A 19,828-nucleotide genomic window follows, 5' to 3' on the forward strand; every position below is an offset into this window, starting at 1 on the left:
GCGTCGTAATACGGTACCGATTCCTTTATCATGTATGGCATTAATTTTTTCAGCCATAGGAATCTGTACATGTTAATTCTGCCAGTAGAAAAACGCTGCCGTTCAAAATGCTGAATGCATTGCTTAATTAATTCTTCGAATGTTTCCATTGATACTCCAGTTATTTGTGATGGCAAAATTGCCATCACAAATAACTGGAGTAATCTTATGTAAAGTGTTTATGCAAAGTAGCGCCTGTAACACAGGTACTTTCAGTGCTTTTACTCAGCCGCTTTACATAATCTTTTACTTTCCATAATCACAGCATTATAGGCACCAAAGACAGTACCGGCGGTTGTGTGCATATTCTGAGTAGGACTGCTCAGCGCATACTCGTACACACTTTCAACCATGTTGGTATAATGGGAAGACAGTTCCTCCAGCTTGCTGTCTTTAAGCTTGCCTAGTACTTCACGGTTGGGAGCCATGGCCATTTCAATCAGCTTTTTAAGCTCCCCGTCAGTAATGCGCACCTTTGCCCATTGATTGAAAACGGGTTCAAGCTCCGCTGAAACCTGATTTGCAATACCCATTACTTTGTGCGCCTGCTGCAAGCGAAGGTTGGCATTGGCCGTGTGGCGGATGCGGACCACATTGGAAAGATTTCGCATGGCTGCATTCAGCGTATTTTGACATACTACACGGATTGGTGTGAACGCTGCTGTGATGCTTCCAGAACCATCGTGTGAATTTGTCAAAAATAAGTAGCGCTCAATCAGATCGTCGTCCCCTACCCGCATGTAACCCGGCAGTTTGGCAGTGATAAAAATACGCTCACCTGACTTATGCAAAGCTTTCCATAAAGATGGTTATGGAAAGTAAAATATTATGTAAAGTTGTGCCATTGAAACCGTTGAATATCTCAAATTCAGCAGCTTAGTCTTATTTCCACTTTCCATTATTTTGTTAATGGCAATAGTGCCATAACCGTAAATAATGTAATAATGAAAGAAAATCAAACCATCGATGAACTTGTAAATGAGTTTGAAAAACATCTCCTTACGCTGCAGCGCAGCAGGTTCACCATTCGCCAGTACTGGCAAACCTGGAAACCTCTAAAACTTTTCATGGCCGCTCACAATATTGAGTATTATAATCAATCTGTTGGCCAACAGTTCATTAAGTCGAGATTAGGTGATTATGATTATAACATGCTTAATCAAATGCAAAAGCGGTTAGTAAATGTCGTCGATGCACTTTATGTATTCCAATCAACCGGGCAGATCTTTTTTGGTACTGCGCCGTTACGGAGAAATCCACCGAAAATATTAACCGGAGAGATCGGCCTTGCGATGCAAGATTACATTAACTATAAATCAGCAACCTTTACGCTATCCAAATCCACTATCAATAACCACCTCAATGCCTTGCATGGCTTGCTTGTTTTTTTGAACGATAAGAAAGTAGGAAATCTTAATCAGGTCAAAGAAGCACCCCTGCTGTCCTTTATAAAAAGCCTTAACCCTGAAACATTGTCGGTCAACCACAGCAAATTAGGCATCATTCGGGGATTTCTAAGTTATCTACATACAGAACAGATACTTGGTAAAGATTATTCCAAAGTGATCCTGCGTACCAATTGCAAACAGCAACCAAGACTACCTTCGTTTTTCTCGCCGGAAGAAGTAAGCCTTATAGTAAATGCAGTTGACCGGGCCAACGCAACGGGTAAGAGAGATTATGCGATGGTATTGCTGGCGGCAAAGTTTGGAATGAGAGTTTCAGACATAGCACGGTTAAAGTTTGAAAACATTAATTGGGATAAAGGCACAATTGAGTTCATTCAATTCAAAACAGGTAAGGCAATTACGTTTCCACTTCTTTCTGAAGTGGGTAATGCTATCATCGACTATCTGAAATATGCACGCCCGGTTTGCGACCAACCATGTTGTTTTGTACAGCACATTTACCCCTATAAAACAATAACTGCTGACGATGTTGCGGGCAGAATAGGCCTGCATATACGGCGTTCGGGTATCCCGCTTGAAGGCAGGCGTAAAGGTGCCCATGCCTTGCGGCACAGTTTCGCCACTCATTTACTTGCAAACAAAATACCCTTGCCGGTAATATCGGAGGTGCTTGGTCATAGCCAAACGGCTTCGACAATGTTCTATCTACGTGTTGATGAAACACAACTTAAGCAGTGTGCGCTCGATGTACCTATGGTGATGTCCGGCTTTTATGGCCAGAAAGGAGGTTTCAACTCATGAGTACCATCAATTATTATAGCGTATATAAGCCTTATATCGAACAATTTGTTGCTTTGAAGAGACACCTCGGTTACAAATACATCAATATTGAATATCCGTTGATGCAGTTCGATCAACTGGCTTACGACCGTGAAGAAACCAATATTAGCATATCCAAAGCGCTTTGCGATTATTGGTGTACGAGGCGACCGAATGAATCGGAGAAAACATGGTATAACAGAATACTGACCATGAGGCAGTTTTCCTCTTTTCTAAACACGCTTGATCACGTGTCGTACTTGCCGAAACTGCCCAAAATCAAAAAAAGCACCTATAAACCCTACATCTATACCAAAGAGGAGATAGCAGCAATATTTGAAGCAACAGACCAGTTAAGCACTTTTAGTACCTGCTATAACTCTATGGTACTTATTCTTCCCGCTTTGTTCAGGGTACTTTATGGTACCGGGCTGCGTGTAGGCGAAGCTTTGGCTTTATCCTGTAGGGATATTCATCTTGAAGAACAATATATCGTACTCAGAAATACCAAGAACGGGACTGACCGAATGGTTCCCCTTTCTGATTCCGTAACCTACGTGATTACCGAATATCTGAATTGTCGCAAATGGTTTCCTATGGTGAGAAAAACCGATCTTCTTTTTGTACACCCTAACGGTGATTGCTGCTATAATCATCGCGTTTATGCCTGGTTCAGAAAAGTGTTATATAAAGCGGGCATTCCGCACAAAGGCCGGCACTACGGGCCACACGTACATGACTTAAGGCATACCTTTAGTGTTCATTCGTTAGCAAAAATGGCGGAAGCAGGTTCCGATCTGTATTATTCCCTGCCGGTCCTTTCAACTTACCTGGGGCATAGTTCAATTGCCAGTACAGATGGATATGTTCGGCTGACAGCCGATATGTACCCATCCATTATCACCAAAGTCAATAATATCTGTCCTTATTTATTCCCGGAAATCTATGAAGAAGCAAACGATGAAAACTGTTGACTTTCCAAAAAGCCTTGCCGACTTCCTCACTAAATACCTGCCGGGCGAAAGAGGAATGAGCAGCAACACGATATCTTCCTACAGGATTACATTCATACTATTGATCTCGTTTATGGAGGAGTATAAAGGTATCAAACCCCAAAAACTGGTGTTTAACGACCTTACAAAGAAATCCATTGAAGAGTTCCTGAATTACCTGGAGCAGGTACGAAAATGCAGTGTATCGACCCGAAATGTGAGGCTGGCAGCATTGCACGCCTTCTTTAACTTTGTACAGTATGAGTGGCCGGAACAGTTAGACGAATGCCGGAGAATACTTTCCATAAAGCTAAAAAAAGCAAAACAAGGCACGATCAACTACCTTACCGTTGAAGGTATCCAACTTTTGCTAAGCCAGCCCGATCTGTCTACAAAGAAAGGAATACGCGATCTGGCATTGCTTGCACTAATGTATGATTGTGGGGCAAGGGTACAGGAAATCATTGATCTTATGCCCGGAAGCATTAGGTCAAACAAGCCTTATACCATCAAACTCATTGGCAAAGGTAATAAAGCGCGGATTGTGCCGCTGATGGATGAAGAAGTAGTTCACTTAAAAAATTACATGTCCAAAAATGGCTTATCAGAACCTTACGCCGAAATGTACCCATTGTTTTACAACACTCGCAGAGAAAAACTGACAAGGGCAGGTATAACGCATATCCTGCACAAATATGCAGCAATGGCCCGAAAGTGTAATACCGGGCTTATTCCGGAAAAGATCAGTTGTCATTCGCTCCGACAATATGTGGAGTATTACAATATGGGGAGTGTCCATTGAAATATCTCCTTAAACCTGTTTTATCCTCAAATCACTCCCCATATTTATAATAAACTTTATTAAAACAAAAGCTTATTATGAAAGAAAAATTGAAGATCCATGAAGTCATGGATAGGGTCCTTGCAGGCCTAAAACAGGAAAGGTATTCTGATTATACCATCGGTCGTTACCGCCATTGTTATAATGGCGTGCAAAAATTCATTCAGGGAAAAAATGTCACGTATTATTCCAATACACTTGCTGTTGACTACGTACAGCATCAATTTGGCATCGTTATCGACGGGTTTTATCATCAATACCGATCAAACGTAGCTGCTTCTATCAGGGCATTGCGAACGCTTTCGGATTATTCGGAGCATGGTATACTGATAAAAAAGAGAGGGTCAGGGAAAAAACCTTTTGAATGTCCGGACGTATTTAGCAAAGATTATGAATCTTTTAAGCTTGCTTGTAAATCAAGGAGTTATGCGCCAATGGGCGAGGCATCTTTGTTTTGGTCACTGCACCGGTTTTTAATATTCATGAAACAAGAGGGGCTTACGGATTCCCGGGAAATGAGGAGTATCCATATATTGAAGTTTTTAACATCACAAAAGGATTATAGCTCCCGGCATATTGCCACTACGATTTCCAGGCTTCGCAATTATCTCCGGTTTCTTTATCAGGAAGGTATTATTGAACATGATCTGTGCAAATGCCTCCCGCATATGAAAATTACACGCAACCCCTTTATACCTTCTGTTTGGCAGCAGACTGATGTAAAAAAACTGCTTGGATCAATTGATCGCCAAAATCCCAAAGGGAAACGTGATTATGCCATTCTTTTACTGGTAACCCGGCTCGGCTTACGTGTAGGGGACATCCGTACATTAAAATTATCAGACCTGAATTGGAACCGTAACCTAATATCGATTATCATGCAAAAGACTAGGCAGCAACTACAGCTGCCTTTGCTTGACGATGTGGGCTGGGCCATCATTGATTACCTGAGAAATGGACGTCCCCAGACCGATTCTAACTTTGTATTTATTCGTCACAAAGCCCCATATAATGGATTTGCAGACCATAATTGCCTGCATAAAATGTTGGTAAGGCACATGGTCAGTGCCAAAATTGAAACAATGAATGATCAAAAACATGGGCTTCATTCTTTGAGAAGTACTCTTGCACTTACGTTACTTGAAAATGGGACCCCGCTTCCAATTATCTCTGAGGTACTTGGGCATCAAAGTGTCCAAACTACCAGGTTCTATTTGAAAATAGACATGAACGGTCTGAGAAACTGTGTAATTAATCCGGAGGAGGGAGGTGTGCTATGAATAACTATAGATGGAAAAGCAGCATAGCTGACCACATGCAGGAATACTTAGTATTGATGCGTATGACGGGTTTCCAATACAAGAGACAAGGAAGAATGTTGGAAATGTTTGACCAATACTGTTATGATGTTGGCTTCACCGGTGACGGGTTAGATGCTGAACTGGTCAATGGCTTTTGTTACGGGGTATATTATGAGAAGGCATCTACCAGATACCAAAAAGAAAAGCTGCTGAGCGGACTGGCCGAACATTTATGCACTATTGGGAATCCGTCCTATATCTGTCCGAGAAAATCGGCACCAAAAAAACGCACTTATACTCCTTATATTTTTTCACAAGAAGAACTCGGGAACCTGTTTCGGGCGGCAGACACCTACCCGTCACACCGATTAAGTAACCGGCATATTGTGGACCATGTTATGTTCCGGTTAATCTACGGATGCGGTTTACGATTGTCGGAGGCGCTCAATCTTAAACTTAAAGACGTGGATCTTACCGAAGGAACGCTGACCATATTACACTCTAAAAACAATAAAGACCGGAAAATCCCAATGGCAGCAAGCCTGGTTGATAGATGTAAGAAGTATAATAGAGAAATGCACCTGTTCAGTGACCAGGAAACCTATTACTTTAAAAGCACATTTAACCGGCGTTTGGACAACAGTACTGCATACAGAAGGTTTCGTGAGTATCTATGGCATGCCGGTATCCCTCATTCGGGTCGCGGGCCAAGAATCCATGATCTTCGCCATGCGTACTGCGTTCATTGCTTGAAACGATGGGTCTTAACGGGGAAAGACCTCACTAATCTTTTTCCTTACCTGAGCGCCTATCTGGGACATGCTGACTTTAGAGGAACCCAATATTATCTTCGTCTGACAGCAGACCTTTACCCGGACATTATAAGCAAGACGGAAGCTACGTTAGGATATATCATTCCAGAAGGGAGGTGTCTATGAAAAAAGCAAATGACTTCTCCTGGTATCTGTCCCGCTTTCTGACAGCATACTTATCCGGAGAGAAAAACCTGAGCACCAATACCATTGCTGTTTATCGGGATAGCTTCCGGCTCTTTCTTTTATTCTGTGAACAAAAGATGGACGTGGCCCCTGACCGGATAACTATCTCACTACTCACCAAAGAGCTTATCCTCAAGTATCTTGATTGGCTGGAGACAGAACGCAAATGCCGTATTATTACCCGGAACCAGCGTTTATCATCCATACACGGTTTCTTAAAATATGTCCAAAAGCAGATGCCGGAAAACCTGTTTGAACTGCAACGGATATTGGGGATTTCATCCAAGAGAGTAACCAAAACCATTGTCCCCTACCTGACAGAAGATGAACTGAAAATCCTGTTTCAACAGCCTGACATAAGAACAAAGCAAGGCAAACGGGATTTGGTAATTCTCGTGTTGATGTATGACAGTGCAGCCCGGGTACAGGAACTGGCCGATTTGAAGGTCAAAAATATCCGGTTGAATTCACCTGCAGTGATAACCCTGCATGGCAAGGGTAATAAAACCAGGCACGTACCTATCCTTGGACGAACAAAGGAACTTCTGACCGGATATTTGGAAGATCACAAAAAATATGCATGGGGTGTCGCCATAGCAGATACACCAGTTTTTTTAATCAAAAGCACCAACAGTTAACGCGGTGGGGAATTTCATATATTCTAAACACATATGTTGAACTGGCAAAAGAACATGCTGGTTTCAACGTGGATTTCTCAATTACACCACATGTACTACGCCATTCCAAAGCTATGGGAATGCTAAAGTCCGGCATTAACCTGATCTACATCAGGGACTTTCTTGGTCACACCAATGTGATCACTACCGAGGTATATGCCAGGGCAGACAGTGAGATGAAACGTAAGGCGCTAGAAGAATCTTACAGCGAACTTCATTGCAATGAACTGCCTAAGTGGGAAAACGACACGGGTTTGATGCATTGGCTCAAAGACTTGTGTAAATAGGGTTACAAGCTAATAATATGGGGAGTTATTTTGATGAAAATCCGTTTACAAGTATGTTTTTAATGGACACTCCCCATATTGTAATACTCCACATATTGACGCATATGGTGAGCTCACCATATGCGTCATTCCAAAGCCATGCACCTGCTGCAAGCAGGCGTTAACCTTGTATATATACGTGATATTCTCGGGCATGTATCGGTTACAACAACCGAAGTGTATGCGAGGGTCGATTCTAAACAGAAACGAGAGGCCATTGAAAAAGCTTACATCAATGTGGTTAAAAATGAGGTGCCTGTATGGAGAAACAACGAAACCTTATTGGACTGGTTGAAAAGCTTTTGAGATAAAATAATGTAAAGTAGAATTGCCCAACTAACCATTTAAATCCCCAAAATTGGCGGTTAAGGCAGTCTACTTTACATAATCTTTTACTTTCCATAACCACCTCCAAGTGCTCCCGCTGTTTCATACAGGATGTCACCACAACCTGAAATGGAATCAAAGAAAGAAAAAGCGTCACGGTTCTGCACGATATGGTAGTCTTTACCCACCACGCCAAGGGGCATACCGGTGTCCATGCGCTTGGTTGCAAAAAAGTTGGGAACGGGTGTCTCCCACTCGGTAGCCAAATCACCGCCTGGCTCTATACGCACCGGATTTGTATGTATAAAAAGCGGTGCTTTTACTACTTCGTAGTCAAGGCCTGCCTGCTTGATTGCCTGCTCACTGGTCGGATGTTCGTCGAGAATCTGCCCTAATCCATGCCATGCTTTTTCTTTGACCGATAAGAAACTGTGTTTTCCTGTATTTTCGTCGAAATGAAGGTTATGTGCCATGATGTTTGAAAGTTAATGTTGGGGAAATATTGATTACTGATTAGAAAGGAAGATCGTCATCCGCATCAGCTGAGCTCCCGCCCCCTGTCACAGATGCGCTTGCAGCATGCCCGCTCGCCGCTGGGCCGCTCGCCGCTAGGCCGCTCGATTTGGTTGAATGCACTTTGATACGGCTTACCGTAAAATTGATCACGCCAACCGGATCACCGGATTTATTGGTATAGGCCTCCACACCGATACGCCCGTAGAGTTCAACCAAAACCCCTTTGACAAGCCGCGGCGCGATAGCCTCACTTAGCCAGTAGGTACAAGCGTATAAAGGTGGTGGTTTGCACCCCTTCGCCGTTTTTTGGTTTGTAATAGTCGTTGATAGCGACCGGAAAATTGACCACTTTTTTACCTGATTTCGTTTCTGATACCTGTGCATCCGAAACAATGCGCGCTACGATTTCCATGATTACAAGGATTGTTAGTGAAAAAATAGTTTTCGTTTTTTTTCTCTTTCTCTGCAATCTGCCTGCTGAAAAACACAATTGTTTTTCCCACAAAGTACCCCAAGAAGGATTTCTGTTTCGCTAATAATAACTTTGTGAAAGTTCTCTGCAGTTAGACCTGTTTTTTACTGAACCCAAGTTCATCACAAAGTGTGGTTTTGGTTGCTTATTGAGTTTCAAATTGAACGCCAGAGTTCGTATAGTAGAGTAATGTCATTGAAGCAACCTAGCAGAGTACTTTACTAAACTTAAACCGTTGGCAAAATGAAAAATGATAATCTCCCAAAAACCAAAAGGTTTGTAGAAATGGCATTAGTCAATCCCAATGCGGCAGGAATTGACATTGGGGACACTATTCATGCTGTTGCTGTCCCGATAGACAGAGATACAGAATGTGTACGAACATTTGGAGCATTTACCTGTGATCTCAAAGCAATTGTTGCCTGGTTGAGGCAATGTGAGATAGACACGGTAGCACTTGAAAGTACCGGCGTCTACTGGAAAAATCTGTTTAGTATGTTGGTCCAAAACGGTTTTGAAGTATATCTGGTTAATGCCCGCCAGACACGCAATATTACGGGAAAGAAGACGGACGAAAGTGATGCACAGTGGATACAACGACTTCACAGTTGCGGTTTACTAAGCAGTAGTTTTTTACCAGACGATAAAATTGAATCCTTGCGCACCCTCGTACGTCACAGAAGAAATTTAAGTAATGATAGTTCCAGCAATATTCTCCGAATGCAAAAATCCCTCGAATTGATGAATTTAAAGATACATACCGTAATTAGCGATTTAACTGGAAAAACTGGTACCGCCATTGTCGAAGCCATTATCAATGGAGAAAGAAACCCGGAAAATTTCCTGCCTTTGGTTGATAGCCGGATCAAAGCAGATTCTGAAACAATCCGCAAATCACTTGAGGGTAATTGGCGGATTGAGCACCTCTTTTTATTGAAGCAGTCTTACACTATGTATCAATTTATAAGGCAACAAATTACCGTTTGCGAAAATGAAATAGAAGGCGTGCTTCAACAGTTAGTTGCGCAGAACAACGATGGGATTATAGAAAAATTCCCTATCCCCTCCACTCCATCTGGAAGAATCTCCAAGAGAAAAAAGACTAAAAATCAACCAGTGTTTAACACTCGTGAGTATTTAAAACGAATTCATCAAACGGATGTTATGGAAATATATGGCGTCAGCGAAACCGTTGCATTAGAGGCAACAGCAGAAACAGGTACAGATTTGAGCAAATGGGCGACGGAAGAAAAATTTGTCAGTTGGTTGAACCTGTGTCCGAACCGAAAAATATCAGGAGGAAAACTCATTAGTAGCAAGGTACTGAAAAAGCGTCCCAATTTAGCAGCCCAAGCCTTTCGCATAGGTGCCAATAGTTTAAAATCGGCTAATAATTGGTTGGGAGATTATTTCCGCAGAATGAAAGCGAAAGGTGGGAACAAATATGCCATCGTGGCAACAGCCCGAAAAATCGCGATCATTTATTACCGGATGGTTAGGTACAAGCAGAAATTTCACCCGTTTGACCTGGAAGAATATAAAGAAAAATTCAAATTAGCGCGCATTGCCACTCTTGAAAGAGCCCTGAAACGACTTAAAACTGAGGCTGCATAAAATAGTTATATAGTAGAAAAAACAAGAAAAAAAGAAAGCTCTGGTTAAGTGGCCCCCTTCTCAGGCCAAAAGGAACGCGGAATAAGTCCCGAAGGGTGGGGCTGTTTTTAAGAAAACTACAAAAATGAGTGCCCCATTATGCCGAACCTTTTGGCGGTTTAACGGCAGACTGCATAATGGGGGACACTACCTTAGCTGCACTTTTGGACTTGTTTCTGTGGGTTAAACAATTTAACAACCTTCTTCAAGAAAATAATCACTAATTGAAAATATTCCTTCAATTTTAGAACTTAATAGAAAATATTCTTGTTTACTAACCTACATGTATGGCTTAATTGAAAAAAATCCCGATGATCAGACTACAAGAATTACTTTTCGGATCATCCGACAAGGCTGAGTCAGCCAAAATTGGTGCCATGGAGCGAAAGGGGATTATTCGTAAGATTGCACCCAGAATATATTCTTCAAATCTGGAAGAAGCACCTGAAGTGATCATCAAGCGAAATTGGTTCAGGATACTTTCCAACCAGTTTCCTGGTGTTGTACTTAGTCATCGAACTGCGCTGGAATTTGTCCCGGCTGAGGGCGGCCATGTATTTGTCACACACACTTACACCCGTAACAACAGGCTGCCTGGTCTAACCATCCATTTTCTGGAAGGTCCTTCCCGACAGGAAAATGATAACGTTTTTTTTGAAAATCTGTTTGCTTCGCAAGAAGCCCGTGCATTTCTGGAAAATATGCAGCAAAGCCGGGACAGAGGTGATGTGTCAAAAACACTTTCAATCAGCCAAATTGAGGAAAGACTTGATTTGATTATCAGGTCAAGGGGAGAAGATGCGATCAATGAACTTCGTGATAATGCCCGAAGGCTAGCCCCTGTTTTGGGAATGGAAAAAGAATTTACCAAATTGACTCAGCTGATCAGTACACTTTTGACAACGGGTGACTCAAAAAGTCTTCATTCGCCCCTGGCCATAGCCCGAGCACTCGGAGAACCTTTTGATCCGGGCAGAATCAAATTGTTTGAAACGCTTTATGGAGCTTTGAGCGGTAATACTTTCCCTGTCTATCATGACAAAAACTCCTCTTTGAAAGCCTATCGTAATTTTGCCTTCTTTGAAAGCTACTTTTCTAATTACATTGAAGGCACTGAATTCGCACTTAGCGAAGCGCAGCAAATTATACAGACAGAAACACCCCTTCCACAGCGTGATGAAGATTCACACGATGTACTGGGCACTTATCAGATCGTTTCGGACCGGCATGAAATGGCATTGACCCCGAAAAGTCCGGATGAATTGTTGCAACTGCTACGGAGCAGGCACGCTACTTTGCTAAGGGCCAGGATACCTAAAAAACCGGGACAGTTCAAAGACAAAAACAACCGGGCAGGCAATACAGAATTTGTGGACTGGCAGTTGGTAGCCGGAACATTAAAAAAAGGCTTTGACTGGTATTCATTGCTGAAAGATCCGTTTGCTAGGGCAGCTTACATCATGTTTTTAATCAGCGAGGTCCACCCTTTTCTGGATGGAAACGGAAGGATTGCCCGTGTTATGATGAATGCAGAACTTTCCAGCGCAGGCCTTTCTAAAATAATCATACCGACCGTATACCGGGAGGACTATATGGGAGCGCTGCGAAAACTTACCCGGCAACATGATCCCAGAGCCTATATCAGGATGCTTTTGAGAACTTTTGAATTTAGTTCAAACATCTATGGTGAAGATGAGCAGGAGATGGAAACTTACCTGAGGCAGTGTAATGCATTTGAGGAGCCAGAAGCGGCAAAACTAATTATCGTGTCTCACTAGTTCTCAAAAGAAACAGACTAACTGAAATTAATCACAGAAAACTGATAGTTAATTGAAAATATTCCTTAATTTTTTATAAATGAAAGCTGGTTAATAGAAAATATTCCACTTTCATTATCTCTGCCAACGAGCAGAGATAGTGAAAGTGGAAATGTATAAACCATCCCGACAAACCAAGTCATCGGTTATCTACAACACTGAGCCGAAGCTGCTTATTCCGCCAATTAGCGAAAGGATGTAACATAAATCAGTGGTTTTAATTGAAAGATCGGCATTGAACCTTGATTGAGACCATTAGGCTATTCAATCCAAGTTATCGGCCCTATTGAGATTTGTAACTGAAATTCCTAAATTAGTACAGCAAAACAAGTAACTCAATTAAATCCACTCAACATGGAAACTGTCGTCACTTACCTTCGAAACAAACTCACTTTTATTTTCGCGAACACCAGACTATTCTCAGAGAATTATAGGGAATCAAAAGTGTTAACGATTATCAATCCGGCCGTAATTCCTGATCCTGGCGATGTTGTTAGTTTTGAAATAACGGAATTCACGACAGATTCAGCTACAATAGATAACTTTAAAAATTATATGAAAGAAGGGCTGTTTTTCGTGGAACACCATTCAAAAACATATGGAAAACAGGGGGTACACGTTAAAGTTATCGTACACGAAGAGGAAGATTTCAAAAGGGAATGCCCTGACTTATACAAAAGGACCAGTATTGATTTCTCTTAAAACGCCATCAATATGCACGCACTTTTAAGACACACCATAAGCTGGTTACCAGATGCACAGCCTGGCTGACTAATGAAAGATATCACATGAACATTTAGAAAAAAACCGGTATAAGAGCTTTAGGTCCCTTTATATTAGGGGTAACCTGTTAAAAAGAGCACCGTGCAGACCACAATCAAAACACCGGTAAGCATCATTAAAAACCTTTCGATAAATCCCACGACAAGTCCTTTCGAGTAGCTGCTGTACTGCTGCAAGCCCCCCAGCCCACGACGGTTAAAACGGCGGCGACCAATGATAAACCGGATAACCAGAGATATTAAAACCATAGTAATACACTGCCATTGAAAACCAGTCAGGCTTAAAAAATCCGTTTTCATAATCTACATGTTTAGTTTGAAAAACTCAATCGTAATTCAGCACTCATAATAGCCATAACAACTCATCAAAATCAACCTGGTTTCTCTTAATTGCCTTGATCAGGCACGCCCCTATTCCAGCCATACCCTCTGAAAAAGACACGTTTGCTACCCCTGTTGCACCAGCAGATATGGCGGCTTTCAGCCCGTGCCTGTAGCAGGAACCGGCAGCCTGGGCAAGCAATGGGTTAGCAGAAAGCCTGTTTATTTTATCAAAAGCCAGTGCCGAACCGCAGCTGCCCCTTTGGATGCAGCCATCCATTTTTAAATCACTATTTCCCAAATAGGCTACCGCACACCGCTCCACAATCTGCTGTCCTTTGTTATACCAGCTATTATTTCCAAATACCATCCCAGCCCGCATAACCGCATAACCCGAACCCAAATCTCCATCTTGAAATCCAGGACAGATCTGACCCGGCTCCACCAAATTAATCTGCTCACAAATAAAGAGTACAGCCCTGTCAAGGAGCGCTGAGACACTATTTTTTTTGATAAACTCGCCATCAGCGGCTTTGGCAAGAAACAGAATAACAGATGACATTCCACTTAATAACGAAAGATCAACGGGTTTGTCAAGCCAGGCCGGTGATGAAATCCAGTAATAGCCTTGGCTGCTGCTAAGAACACATTCAGAAATGGCTGTGGCCAGCTCATTGACAATAGCTGTAAAACGGCCCGGATCATGCGGGGCGCGGTGTAAAAAGTAACGTCCATACCCCACCGCGCCGGTTGAAAAGCCTGCGATCTTCTGTTGGCTTATTGTAGCCCGCATCATTTCGAGCAAATAATTATCTACATCTTGCAAATAGTAATTAGGGCTCAGATCCAAGACCCCACCCCGGATCAGATACTGCGCCACAATACCCAAATCAGGAAAGTCGACGGGATAACAAATCCTACGATCTGAATTAATATGCTCGCATGCTATTTGAAAAGAAACGGAAGCCTGCTTCTGGTGCATCTCACTACCGGTATGAATCCCGTACAGATAACAGAACACAGCAATCCCCAGGTGACCATTTTGAAAACCAAAACGGCTCAGGTTCATACTCTTAGTATTCACCACATAATAAAGATCGTCAATCGTAGTGCGGACACTTTCCGCATCAAATGAAAAACCAGGGGAACCTACCATCTTTATGGTTGTTTGTTAATCAGCCAGTAAATCTTCGCATAAACACATCAGATTGTCAAATCTTTTATACCAGCGTCCCATATTATTATACGAAGCGCATTTATTGCCACTTCAGGCGGTGTGGTAGAAGATTTCCTACAGCCGGTATAAAAGATTTTCATAGGCGTTTTAGGGTGGTGAAATTCGCAGCAGTACTACTTAAATCTGACTATGGACACTGTCGCGCAGGGCTTTTTTATGCTCAGGAGACCCATGTTTCCACTTGAAACACTTTATGATTTTAATGCGAAGGTGGGCGATTTCCCAGAACTGTTCGAGCCCGAACTAACCAGAATTTTCTCGCAGCCGCTTGCTTCTCAGGCGCTGTTCACGGCTTCTCCCGGACTTTACCAGGCCTTTTTAAAAAGCAAGGAGGGAAAAGGCAATGTGGGAGCCAAACTGTTTTTGACATTATATAAATACATGGTACGGATGTGTAGCCGGGCTACACCATACGGGCTGTTTGCCGGCATTGCCACAGGTACCCTCTCTGATCAAAGTGCCATTGAATTCGGTGAACAGGACATACATTTTGAAACACACACGCGTCTGGACATGGCAATCTTGCACAAAATAATTTCCGATTTCGAGCAAAGGGAACACATTCGTAAACATATAAGGTTTTATGTCAATTCCAGCCTTTATGATTTACACGGGTGCTATCGGTACGTGGAGGCAGTGGAGACCGATGATGTTACAACGCATGTGCTGTCAGGCATAGAAGCCAATCAGAACTTGGACTGTTTTATCGCGCTTGCGCGTAAGGGCTGCACTATTGCCCAAATGGAAGAAACACTGAACAAGACCATGCCAATCGGGCAGGCAAATCACCTGATTTCTGCGGCCATCCAGGCACAGCTTCTGGTCAGTGAACTACAAGCCAATGTGACAGGACCGCTGTATGAAAAGGTTCTCGTCGAAAAGCTTGGGAACATACAGGCTAAGGCGGAAGCTGAATGGCTCATAAAACTTAAAAAGTTGATCGATGACAGATCACCCAGCGTCGAAAACCTGGTTATGGCGAAAAATCTGCTTCGTGAAAATTTCCCCGAAATAGGTGTTAATACGATCATTCAGACTGATGTCCGCTTCCAAACCAGGCAATGCACAATCGGTCAAGGCTGTGTTGACATTTTATTAAGTGAGTTTGAGCCTATCCGGTTTCTGTTATCGTCTGAGCGGGTCACCGCGCTTGAAAATTTCAAGAACGATTTCTATGAGCGATATGAAAACAGGGAGATCCCACTGCTGGAGGCACTAGACAATGAGTCTGGAATCGGTTACGGGGACATTTTGCCAGGTAGCGGTGACGAGCTACCGCTAATTGACAATATAAGTCTTCCTGAGACCAAACAAGCCGCAGATTTTGAGCCATTGTCTGCATTAAAACAACAGCTTATAGAAAGGGTTTTGACTAATCAAAGCGTATCGGTTTGTCTGACAAATGAGGATCTATCTCAACCCGGCAGCGGACCTATCCACCAACCAGGAGATTTCTACCTCATGGGCAGTCTGATAACATCCAGTTTGAAGGAGCTTGATAAAGGAAACTTCAAATTTATGCTCAGAGCAGCAGGCGGCACCAGTGGCTTTGAGCTAATAGGCAGATTCTGCCATGCTGATCCGGACCTTGAAACGCTGGTCAAGTCTGCAACCGGAGAACACTATCAGAACTCTGAAACCATTTTTGCCGAGATTGCTCACCTGCCCCAGCCCAGGACAGGCAATATTCTTCAGCGCCCGCATTTAGGGAGATACGAAATTGTCTATCTGGCTCAAAGTACATTATTTGAGCACCATCAGATCCATTCCAGTGACCTGATGGTAAGCGTACCGAACGGAAATGAAGTAGTCCTGCGAAGCAAAAGGCTAAACAAAAGAATTGTCCCGCGGATGTCGACAGCCCACAACTTTACAACCGGCCTTCCTGTGTACAGATTTTTATGTGAAGTCTCCGGTCAGGACAGCCCAAGGATACATGGCTGGAATTGGGGCCAACTGAAAAACCGTCATTTTCTTCCCAGAGTTGAGTGCAAGCACTGGATCATTAGCAGAGCCGTCTGGACTTTGGAAAAAGCGCTTTACCCTCAGCTTTTATTAAATGACCCAGATTTTCGGACAGCATGGGAACGGGTTTGTGACCTACTGAATTTACCGCGCTTTTTAATCCTTTTTCAAGCAGACAACGAGCTTTTGATTGATTGTTGCAGCGACGTTTCTTTGCTGATTCTTAAAGATATCTTTAAAAAGGAAGAAAAAATCAGGCTCACTGAATTTTTAGAAAAGCCAAAGCAAGGGCTTCTTGTGCATGACAACAATCATTTTACCAATGAAATTGTCCTTCCATTCCGTGGTCAATCAACACCTGCAAAATCTATTTTCCCGTCAGTAGAATCTTCACAACAGAGTATAAAAATTGAAAGGGATTTCCCAACCGGAAGCGCCTGGCTTTACGTGAAGCTCTACTGCGGAACCAGAACTGCCGACGAGCTTCTTGTTGACCTGATCAGGCCCTTCTGTACGAAGCTGTTTGAATCAGGAAGGATAGAAAAATGGTTTTTTATCCGCTACCGGGATCCTGCCCCACATATTCGTCTGAGGTTCTACCACGGCAGCCGGCCCGGTTTCTGGCGATACGTCCTTGAATCGTTGCATGAGTTTTTAAAATCAAAAATGCAAAACCTGACTGTCAACAGGTTTCAGACAGATACCTACAAAAGGGAAATTGAACGATACGCTGGGCTCAACCCACTGCACACAGAATCCATCTTCCATGCCGACAGCGACTCGGTCCTGATGATGCTTGAAATTCTGCGGGCGCTGGACCCGGATGCCAGGTGGCTGGCGGGTCTTTGCGGGGTGGACCGTCTTTTAGATGATTTCGGTTTGAATAGAGAAGAAAAACAAGAGCTAGCCCAGAACGTTTATTCAAGTATGTTCCAAGAATTTAAAGGCGACGGTTCCTTGACAATACAGCTCAACAGCCAGTACAGAAAACACAAGGGCATGGTCTACGCTACGCTAAATCAGGATAAATCCACAATGGATCCCAAGCTTACCGAAATCCTCGGGAATCGGTCTATGAAAATCCGGTCGCATTTGAATAGCGAAAATCACGGTAAACCCATTGATCATCAGTTGATCATCAGTTTTGCGCACATGTTTTTAAATCGACTGTATATATCAAAATCCAGGGAGCAGGAACTGCTTACCTATCACTATTTGACTAAATATTATAATTCAATAAATAAACGAAAAATCCAGTGAAGCTAATGTTCTACTTTACTCCCATAAGTTGTAGAAATAATTCATAAAATAATTAACTTGTGGTAACAACCTGCATGGAAGCATGTTGAACCTTTTCTGAAGCCCCCTCTGTGTCATGGATTTATTAACCAATAAAATCGACAGAAATGGAAAAGAAAAAACCTACCACAATGAAGTGCCTGATCGTTGACGATGAAGAGTCAGCGCACATCGCCCTTGGCGAACTGATCGAAAAAACACCATGGCTTGAGCACTGCGGCAGCTGCTATAGCGTCATGGAGGCAATCAACATGATCGCCAGCGTGCAGCCAGGCATCATATTTCTCGATGTGCAGATGCCTGAAAAGTCAGGGCTGGACCTGATCAACATGCTACCGTATCCGCGGCCCCATTTCATTTTAACATCCGCTTTCGGCGTGTACGCAGTGGATGGGTTTGATCACCAGGTGACGGACTTTCTTCTCAAGCCGATTGCAGAAGACCGCTTCATAAAAGCAATACTTAAAACAATCAAACAAGAGACTACCGTCATCACCCTTCAAGCTGCCGATGAGGATCAGCAACAAACCGCGGGTGATATCTGGTTTCCGACACCTGGCAAAATAGTCAGACTGCGTTACAATGAAATTATTGCGATCGAGGCCCTGAAGGATTATGTGCGGGTGACCTTTGAACGCGGCACCATTGTCACCCATGGCAACATTGGGAAAATAACGACCAAACTGCCCGAAGACATATTTATCAAAATACACAGGTCCTATGTAATCAACCGCTTTGCGGTCAGGTCAATCGAAAGAAATTCCGTGACTATGATTAACGATCAGGAATGCCCTCTCGCAGGGCGAGGTGCTGAACGCGAAAGGATTGTCAATTTACTTATGCAAAACAGAAAACAGGCATGAAGATCTTAACAGAAAATCTCTACAACTACCGGAATATCCTTTTTCCGCTGAGCATCGCCAAGCGCGTGCTGATACATGTTATTTTTTGGGGATTCTTTATCGTTAACCATTTGCTGTTTTTCTTCCCTGATTTTATCGAAAGGATCAAAGATCCACAGGTATTGTACGCTTACGTGCTCTATTATGGTAGGTTTATTCCAGTCTTTTACCTGGGACGGCTCGTTTACAGCGCTTTGGGAAAAATATTCAAAGACTTAATGCTGTTTGCAGCCTTGCTGGTTTGTATGCTTGCAGTAACACATATAGTAACGGTTCTTTTCTACCTGTACTGCCAGCACTATATAGGCCTTGCAAACCTTCCAGCCAATTTCACCACGTTCGGAATGCGTTATCTGAAGCCGTTTTCTACAAGGGAGAGTACAGATTGGTTTGTTTTTATTTACGATCTTCTGGAAATGCAGTTTTTAACGCTGCCAGTCGGGATTAAACTCATCAAGCACATCGTGGCGCGGGATATCAAAGAAATCAGCGACCAAAAAGACAGGGTCCAGTCTGAGCTGGACTACCTGCGTGCGCAGCTTACACCTCATTTTATTTTCAATATGCTCAACGCCGTTCAGGCAGAGCTGAAATATATCAATAAGAAGGCTAGTAAATACCTGATCCAGGCAGCAGACCTGATCCGATTCACCCTGTATGATGCAGAGCAGGAATTTATCCCGCTCAAAAAAGAGCTTCACTATGTACATCAGTTCGTTGACCTGGAATCGATCCGCACCAGTCGGCGTTCAGAAATCGTATTTGAAATGCAGGGTGAAATTCAGGAAACACACCAGGTACCGACACTGCTTTTGATCACGCTGGTAGAAAATGCTTTCAAACATAGCGTGTATGCAACAAACGGCTTTTCTTACGTCAATATATCCAGCGAGGTCTGTGGCGACTGGCTGGATTTCAGAATAACAAACAGCAAGCCGCAGCACACAAAAGAACCTGATATCGGGCAAAAAAAGCACAAAGGCATTGGCCTGGACAACATCCGAAAGACACTGGCGCTGCATTTCCCAAAAAGACACCATCTTGAAATCGATCAAAATGAGGAAACTTTTTCGGTAATCCTGAAAACCCCCTTATCGAAAAAAACCGACAACTAATATAAATCTTCCGGCGGCTG

General features: G+C 43.0%; 20 protein-coding genes. 14 read left to right on the top strand and 6 right to left on the bottom strand.

The window, feature by feature from the left end; all coding sequences use genetic code 11:
* Positions 1-260: 260 nt before the first annotated feature.
* Entirely contained in the window at positions 261-830 is a 570-nt protein-coding gene (locus FDK13_RS32765; protein WP_137344247.1) for a DUF932 domain-containing protein, read from the bottom strand.
* A gap of 153 nt (positions 831-983) precedes the next feature.
* Here FDK13_RS32765 and FDK13_RS32770 point away from each other — a divergent pair, with 153 nt between their 5' ends.
* The 8 genes from FDK13_RS32770 (at position 984) to FDK13_RS32805 (ending at position 7,708) form a co-directional block, all read left to right on the top strand.
* Positions 984-2,249, top strand: coding sequence for a tyrosine-type recombinase/integrase (locus FDK13_RS32770; RefSeq protein WP_137344248.1), 1,266 nt, complete (start codon positions 984-986; stop codon positions 2,247-2,249).
* Entirely contained in the window at positions 2,246-3,241 is a 996-nt protein-coding gene (locus FDK13_RS32775; RefSeq protein WP_137344249.1) for a tyrosine-type recombinase/integrase, read from the top strand. Before FDK13_RS32770 ends, FDK13_RS32775 begins: the two co-directional genes overlap by 4 nt.
* The gene (locus FDK13_RS32780) at positions 3,213-4,061 is read left to right on the top strand and encodes a tyrosine-type recombinase/integrase (protein ID WP_220417492.1); all 849 of its coding nucleotides are present in this window, start codon (positions 3,213-3,215) and stop codon (positions 4,059-4,061) included. Before FDK13_RS32775 ends, FDK13_RS32780 begins: the two co-directional genes overlap by 29 nt.
* A gap of 77 nt (positions 4,062-4,138) precedes the next feature.
* Positions 4,139-5,380, top strand: a complete 1,242-nt coding sequence (locus FDK13_RS32785; RefSeq protein ID WP_137344250.1) for a site-specific integrase — start codon at positions 4,139-4,141, stop codon at positions 5,378-5,380.
* Between the two features lie 35 nt (positions 5,381-5,415).
* Entirely contained in the window at positions 5,416-6,339 is a 924-nt protein-coding gene (locus FDK13_RS32790; RefSeq protein WP_170982982.1) for a tyrosine-type recombinase/integrase, read from the top strand.
* On the top strand, positions 6,336-7,037 hold the full coding sequence (locus tag FDK13_RS32795) for a tyrosine-type recombinase/integrase (RefSeq protein ID WP_137344252.1): 702 nt from the start codon (positions 6,336-6,338) through the stop codon (positions 7,035-7,037). The genes FDK13_RS32790 and FDK13_RS32795 overlap by 4 nt, the downstream gene beginning before the upstream one ends.
* Complete coding sequence (locus tag FDK13_RS36470; RefSeq protein WP_137344253.1) at positions 6,980-7,363, top strand: tyrosine-type recombinase/integrase; 384 nt, start codon at positions 6,980-6,982, stop codon at positions 7,361-7,363. Before FDK13_RS32795 ends, FDK13_RS36470 begins: the two co-directional genes overlap by 58 nt.
* A 120-nt stretch (positions 7,364-7,483) precedes the next feature.
* Positions 7,484-7,708: a tyrosine-type recombinase/integrase gene (locus FDK13_RS32805; RefSeq protein ID WP_137344254.1), complete on the top strand. Its 225-nt coding sequence runs from the start codon at positions 7,484-7,486 to the stop codon at positions 7,706-7,708.
* A gap of 86 nt (positions 7,709-7,794) precedes the next feature.
* Here FDK13_RS32805 and FDK13_RS32810 read toward each other — a convergent pair whose 3' ends face one another.
* The 3 genes from FDK13_RS32810 to FDK13_RS36820 are packed head-to-tail and all read right to left on the bottom strand — an operon-like array spanning position 7,795 to position 8,657.
* Positions 7,795-8,202: a DUF932 domain-containing protein gene (locus FDK13_RS32810; protein ID WP_137344255.1), complete on the bottom strand. Its 408-nt coding sequence runs from the start codon at positions 8,200-8,202 to the stop codon at positions 7,795-7,797.
* Between the two features lie 40 nt (positions 8,203-8,242).
* Positions 8,243-8,434 carry a hypothetical protein gene (locus tag FDK13_RS36815; protein WP_137344256.1) on the bottom strand — a complete coding sequence of 64 codons (192 nt, stop codon included), beginning with the start codon at positions 8,432-8,434 and terminating at the stop codon, positions 8,243-8,245.
* 58 nt (positions 8,435-8,492) lie between these two features.
* Entirely contained in the window at positions 8,493-8,657 is a 165-nt protein-coding gene (locus FDK13_RS36820; RefSeq protein WP_137344257.1) for a single-stranded DNA-binding protein, read from the bottom strand.
* Between the two features lie 303 nt (positions 8,658-8,960).
* On the opposite strand from FDK13_RS36820, the gene FDK13_RS32825 reads away from it, so the two are divergent.
* The 3 genes from FDK13_RS32825 (at position 8,961) to FDK13_RS32835 (ending at position 12,889) form a co-directional block, all read left to right on the top strand.
* Positions 8,961-10,331: an IS110 family RNA-guided transposase gene (locus FDK13_RS32825; protein WP_137344258.1), complete on the top strand. Its 1,371-nt coding sequence runs from the start codon at positions 8,961-8,963 to the stop codon at positions 10,329-10,331.
* Between the two features lie 350 nt (positions 10,332-10,681).
* Positions 10,682-12,148, top strand: coding sequence for a Fic family protein (locus FDK13_RS32830; protein WP_220417493.1), 1,467 nt, complete (start codon positions 10,682-10,684; stop codon positions 12,146-12,148).
* A gap of 393 nt (positions 12,149-12,541) precedes the next feature.
* Positions 12,542-12,889 (top strand): hypothetical protein, encoded by a 348-nt coding sequence (locus FDK13_RS32835; protein WP_137344260.1) that lies wholly within the window; start codon positions 12,542-12,544, stop codon positions 12,887-12,889.
* Between the two features lie 134 nt (positions 12,890-13,023).
* Here the strand turns inward: FDK13_RS32835 and FDK13_RS32840 are convergent, their stop codons facing one another.
* Positions 13,024-13,269, bottom strand: a complete 246-nt coding sequence (locus tag FDK13_RS32840; protein WP_137344261.1) for a hypothetical protein — start codon at positions 13,267-13,269, stop codon at positions 13,024-13,026.
* Positions 13,270-13,312: 43 nt separating this feature from the next.
* Positions 13,313-14,446, bottom strand: coding sequence for a lanthionine synthetase LanC family protein (locus FDK13_RS32845; protein ID WP_137344262.1), 1,134 nt, complete (start codon positions 14,444-14,446; stop codon positions 13,313-13,315).
* Between the two features lie 210 nt (positions 14,447-14,656).
* On the opposite strand from FDK13_RS32845, the gene FDK13_RS32850 reads away from it, so the two are divergent.
* From FDK13_RS32850 to FDK13_RS32860, 3 genes are all read left to right on the top strand, one after another.
* Positions 14,657-17,752, top strand: a complete 3,096-nt coding sequence (locus tag FDK13_RS32850; RefSeq protein ID WP_137344263.1) for a lantibiotic dehydratase — start codon at positions 14,657-14,659, stop codon at positions 17,750-17,752.
* 146 nt (positions 17,753-17,898) lie between these two features.
* On the top strand, positions 17,899-18,654 hold the full coding sequence (locus tag FDK13_RS32855) for a LytR/AlgR family response regulator transcription factor (RefSeq protein WP_137344264.1): 756 nt from the start codon (positions 17,899-17,901) through the stop codon (positions 18,652-18,654).
* Positions 18,651-19,808, top strand: coding sequence for a sensor histidine kinase (locus tag FDK13_RS32860; protein ID WP_137344265.1), 1,158 nt, complete (start codon positions 18,651-18,653; stop codon positions 19,806-19,808). Before FDK13_RS32855 ends, FDK13_RS32860 begins: the two co-directional genes overlap by 4 nt.
* Positions 19,809-19,828 lie beyond the last annotated feature (20 nt).

The organism is Dyadobacter frigoris (genome assembly GCF_005280585.1).
In the GTDB taxonomy this organism is placed as follows: domain Bacteria; phylum Bacteroidota; class Bacteroidia; order Cytophagales; family Spirosomataceae; genus Dyadobacter; species Dyadobacter frigoris.

Coding starts and splice junctions, on each gene's coding strand:
- FDK13_RS36820 (WP_137344257.1), bottom strand. CDS start 8,657: ATGGAAATCGTAGCGCGCATTGTTTCGGATGCACAGGTATCAGAAACG.
- FDK13_RS32790 (WP_170982982.1), top strand. CDS start 5,416: ATGCAGGAATACTTAGTATTGATGCGTATGACGGGTTTCCAATACAAG.
- FDK13_RS32830 (WP_220417493.1), top strand. CDS start 10,682: ATGATCAGACTACAAGAATTACTTTTCGGATCATCCGACAAGGCTGAG.
- FDK13_RS32795 (WP_137344252.1), top strand. CDS start 6,336: ATGAAAAAAGCAAATGACTTCTCCTGGTATCTGTCCCGCTTTCTGACA.
- FDK13_RS32785 (WP_137344250.1), top strand. CDS start 4,139: ATGAAAGAAAAATTGAAGATCCATGAAGTCATGGATAGGGTCCTTGCA.
- FDK13_RS32835 (WP_137344260.1), top strand. CDS start 12,542: ATGGAAACTGTCGTCACTTACCTTCGAAACAAACTCACTTTTATTTTC.
- FDK13_RS36470 (WP_137344253.1), top strand. CDS start 6,980: ATGGGGTGTCGCCATAGCAGATACACCAGTTTTTTTAATCAAAAGCAC.
- FDK13_RS32805 (WP_137344254.1), top strand. CDS start 7,484: ATGCGTCATTCCAAAGCCATGCACCTGCTGCAAGCAGGCGTTAACCTT.
- FDK13_RS32850 (WP_137344263.1), top strand. CDS start 14,657: ATGGACACTGTCGCGCAGGGCTTTTTTATGCTCAGGAGACCCATGTTT.
- FDK13_RS32810 (WP_137344255.1), bottom strand. CDS start 8,202: ATGGCACATAACCTTCATTTCGACGAAAATACAGGAAAACACAGTTTC.
- FDK13_RS32780 (WP_220417492.1), top strand. CDS start 3,213: ATGAAGAAGCAAACGATGAAAACTGTTGACTTTCCAAAAAGCCTTGCC.
- FDK13_RS32860 (WP_137344265.1), top strand. CDS start 18,651: ATGAAGATCTTAACAGAAAATCTCTACAACTACCGGAATATCCTTTTT.
- FDK13_RS32855 (WP_137344264.1), top strand. CDS start 17,899: ATGGAAAAGAAAAAACCTACCACAATGAAGTGCCTGATCGTTGACGAT.
- FDK13_RS32770 (WP_137344248.1), top strand. CDS start 984: ATGAAAGAAAATCAAACCATCGATGAACTTGTAAATGAGTTTGAAAAA.
- FDK13_RS32840 (WP_137344261.1), bottom strand. CDS start 13,269: ATGAAAACGGATTTTTTAAGCCTGACTGGTTTTCAATGGCAGTGTATT.
- FDK13_RS32845 (WP_137344262.1), bottom strand. CDS start 14,446: ATGGTAGGTTCCCCTGGTTTTTCATTTGATGCGGAAAGTGTCCGCACT.
- FDK13_RS32775 (WP_137344249.1), top strand. CDS start 2,246: ATGAGTACCATCAATTATTATAGCGTATATAAGCCTTATATCGAACAA.
- FDK13_RS32825 (WP_137344258.1), top strand. CDS start 8,961: ATGAAAAATGATAATCTCCCAAAAACCAAAAGGTTTGTAGAAATGGCA.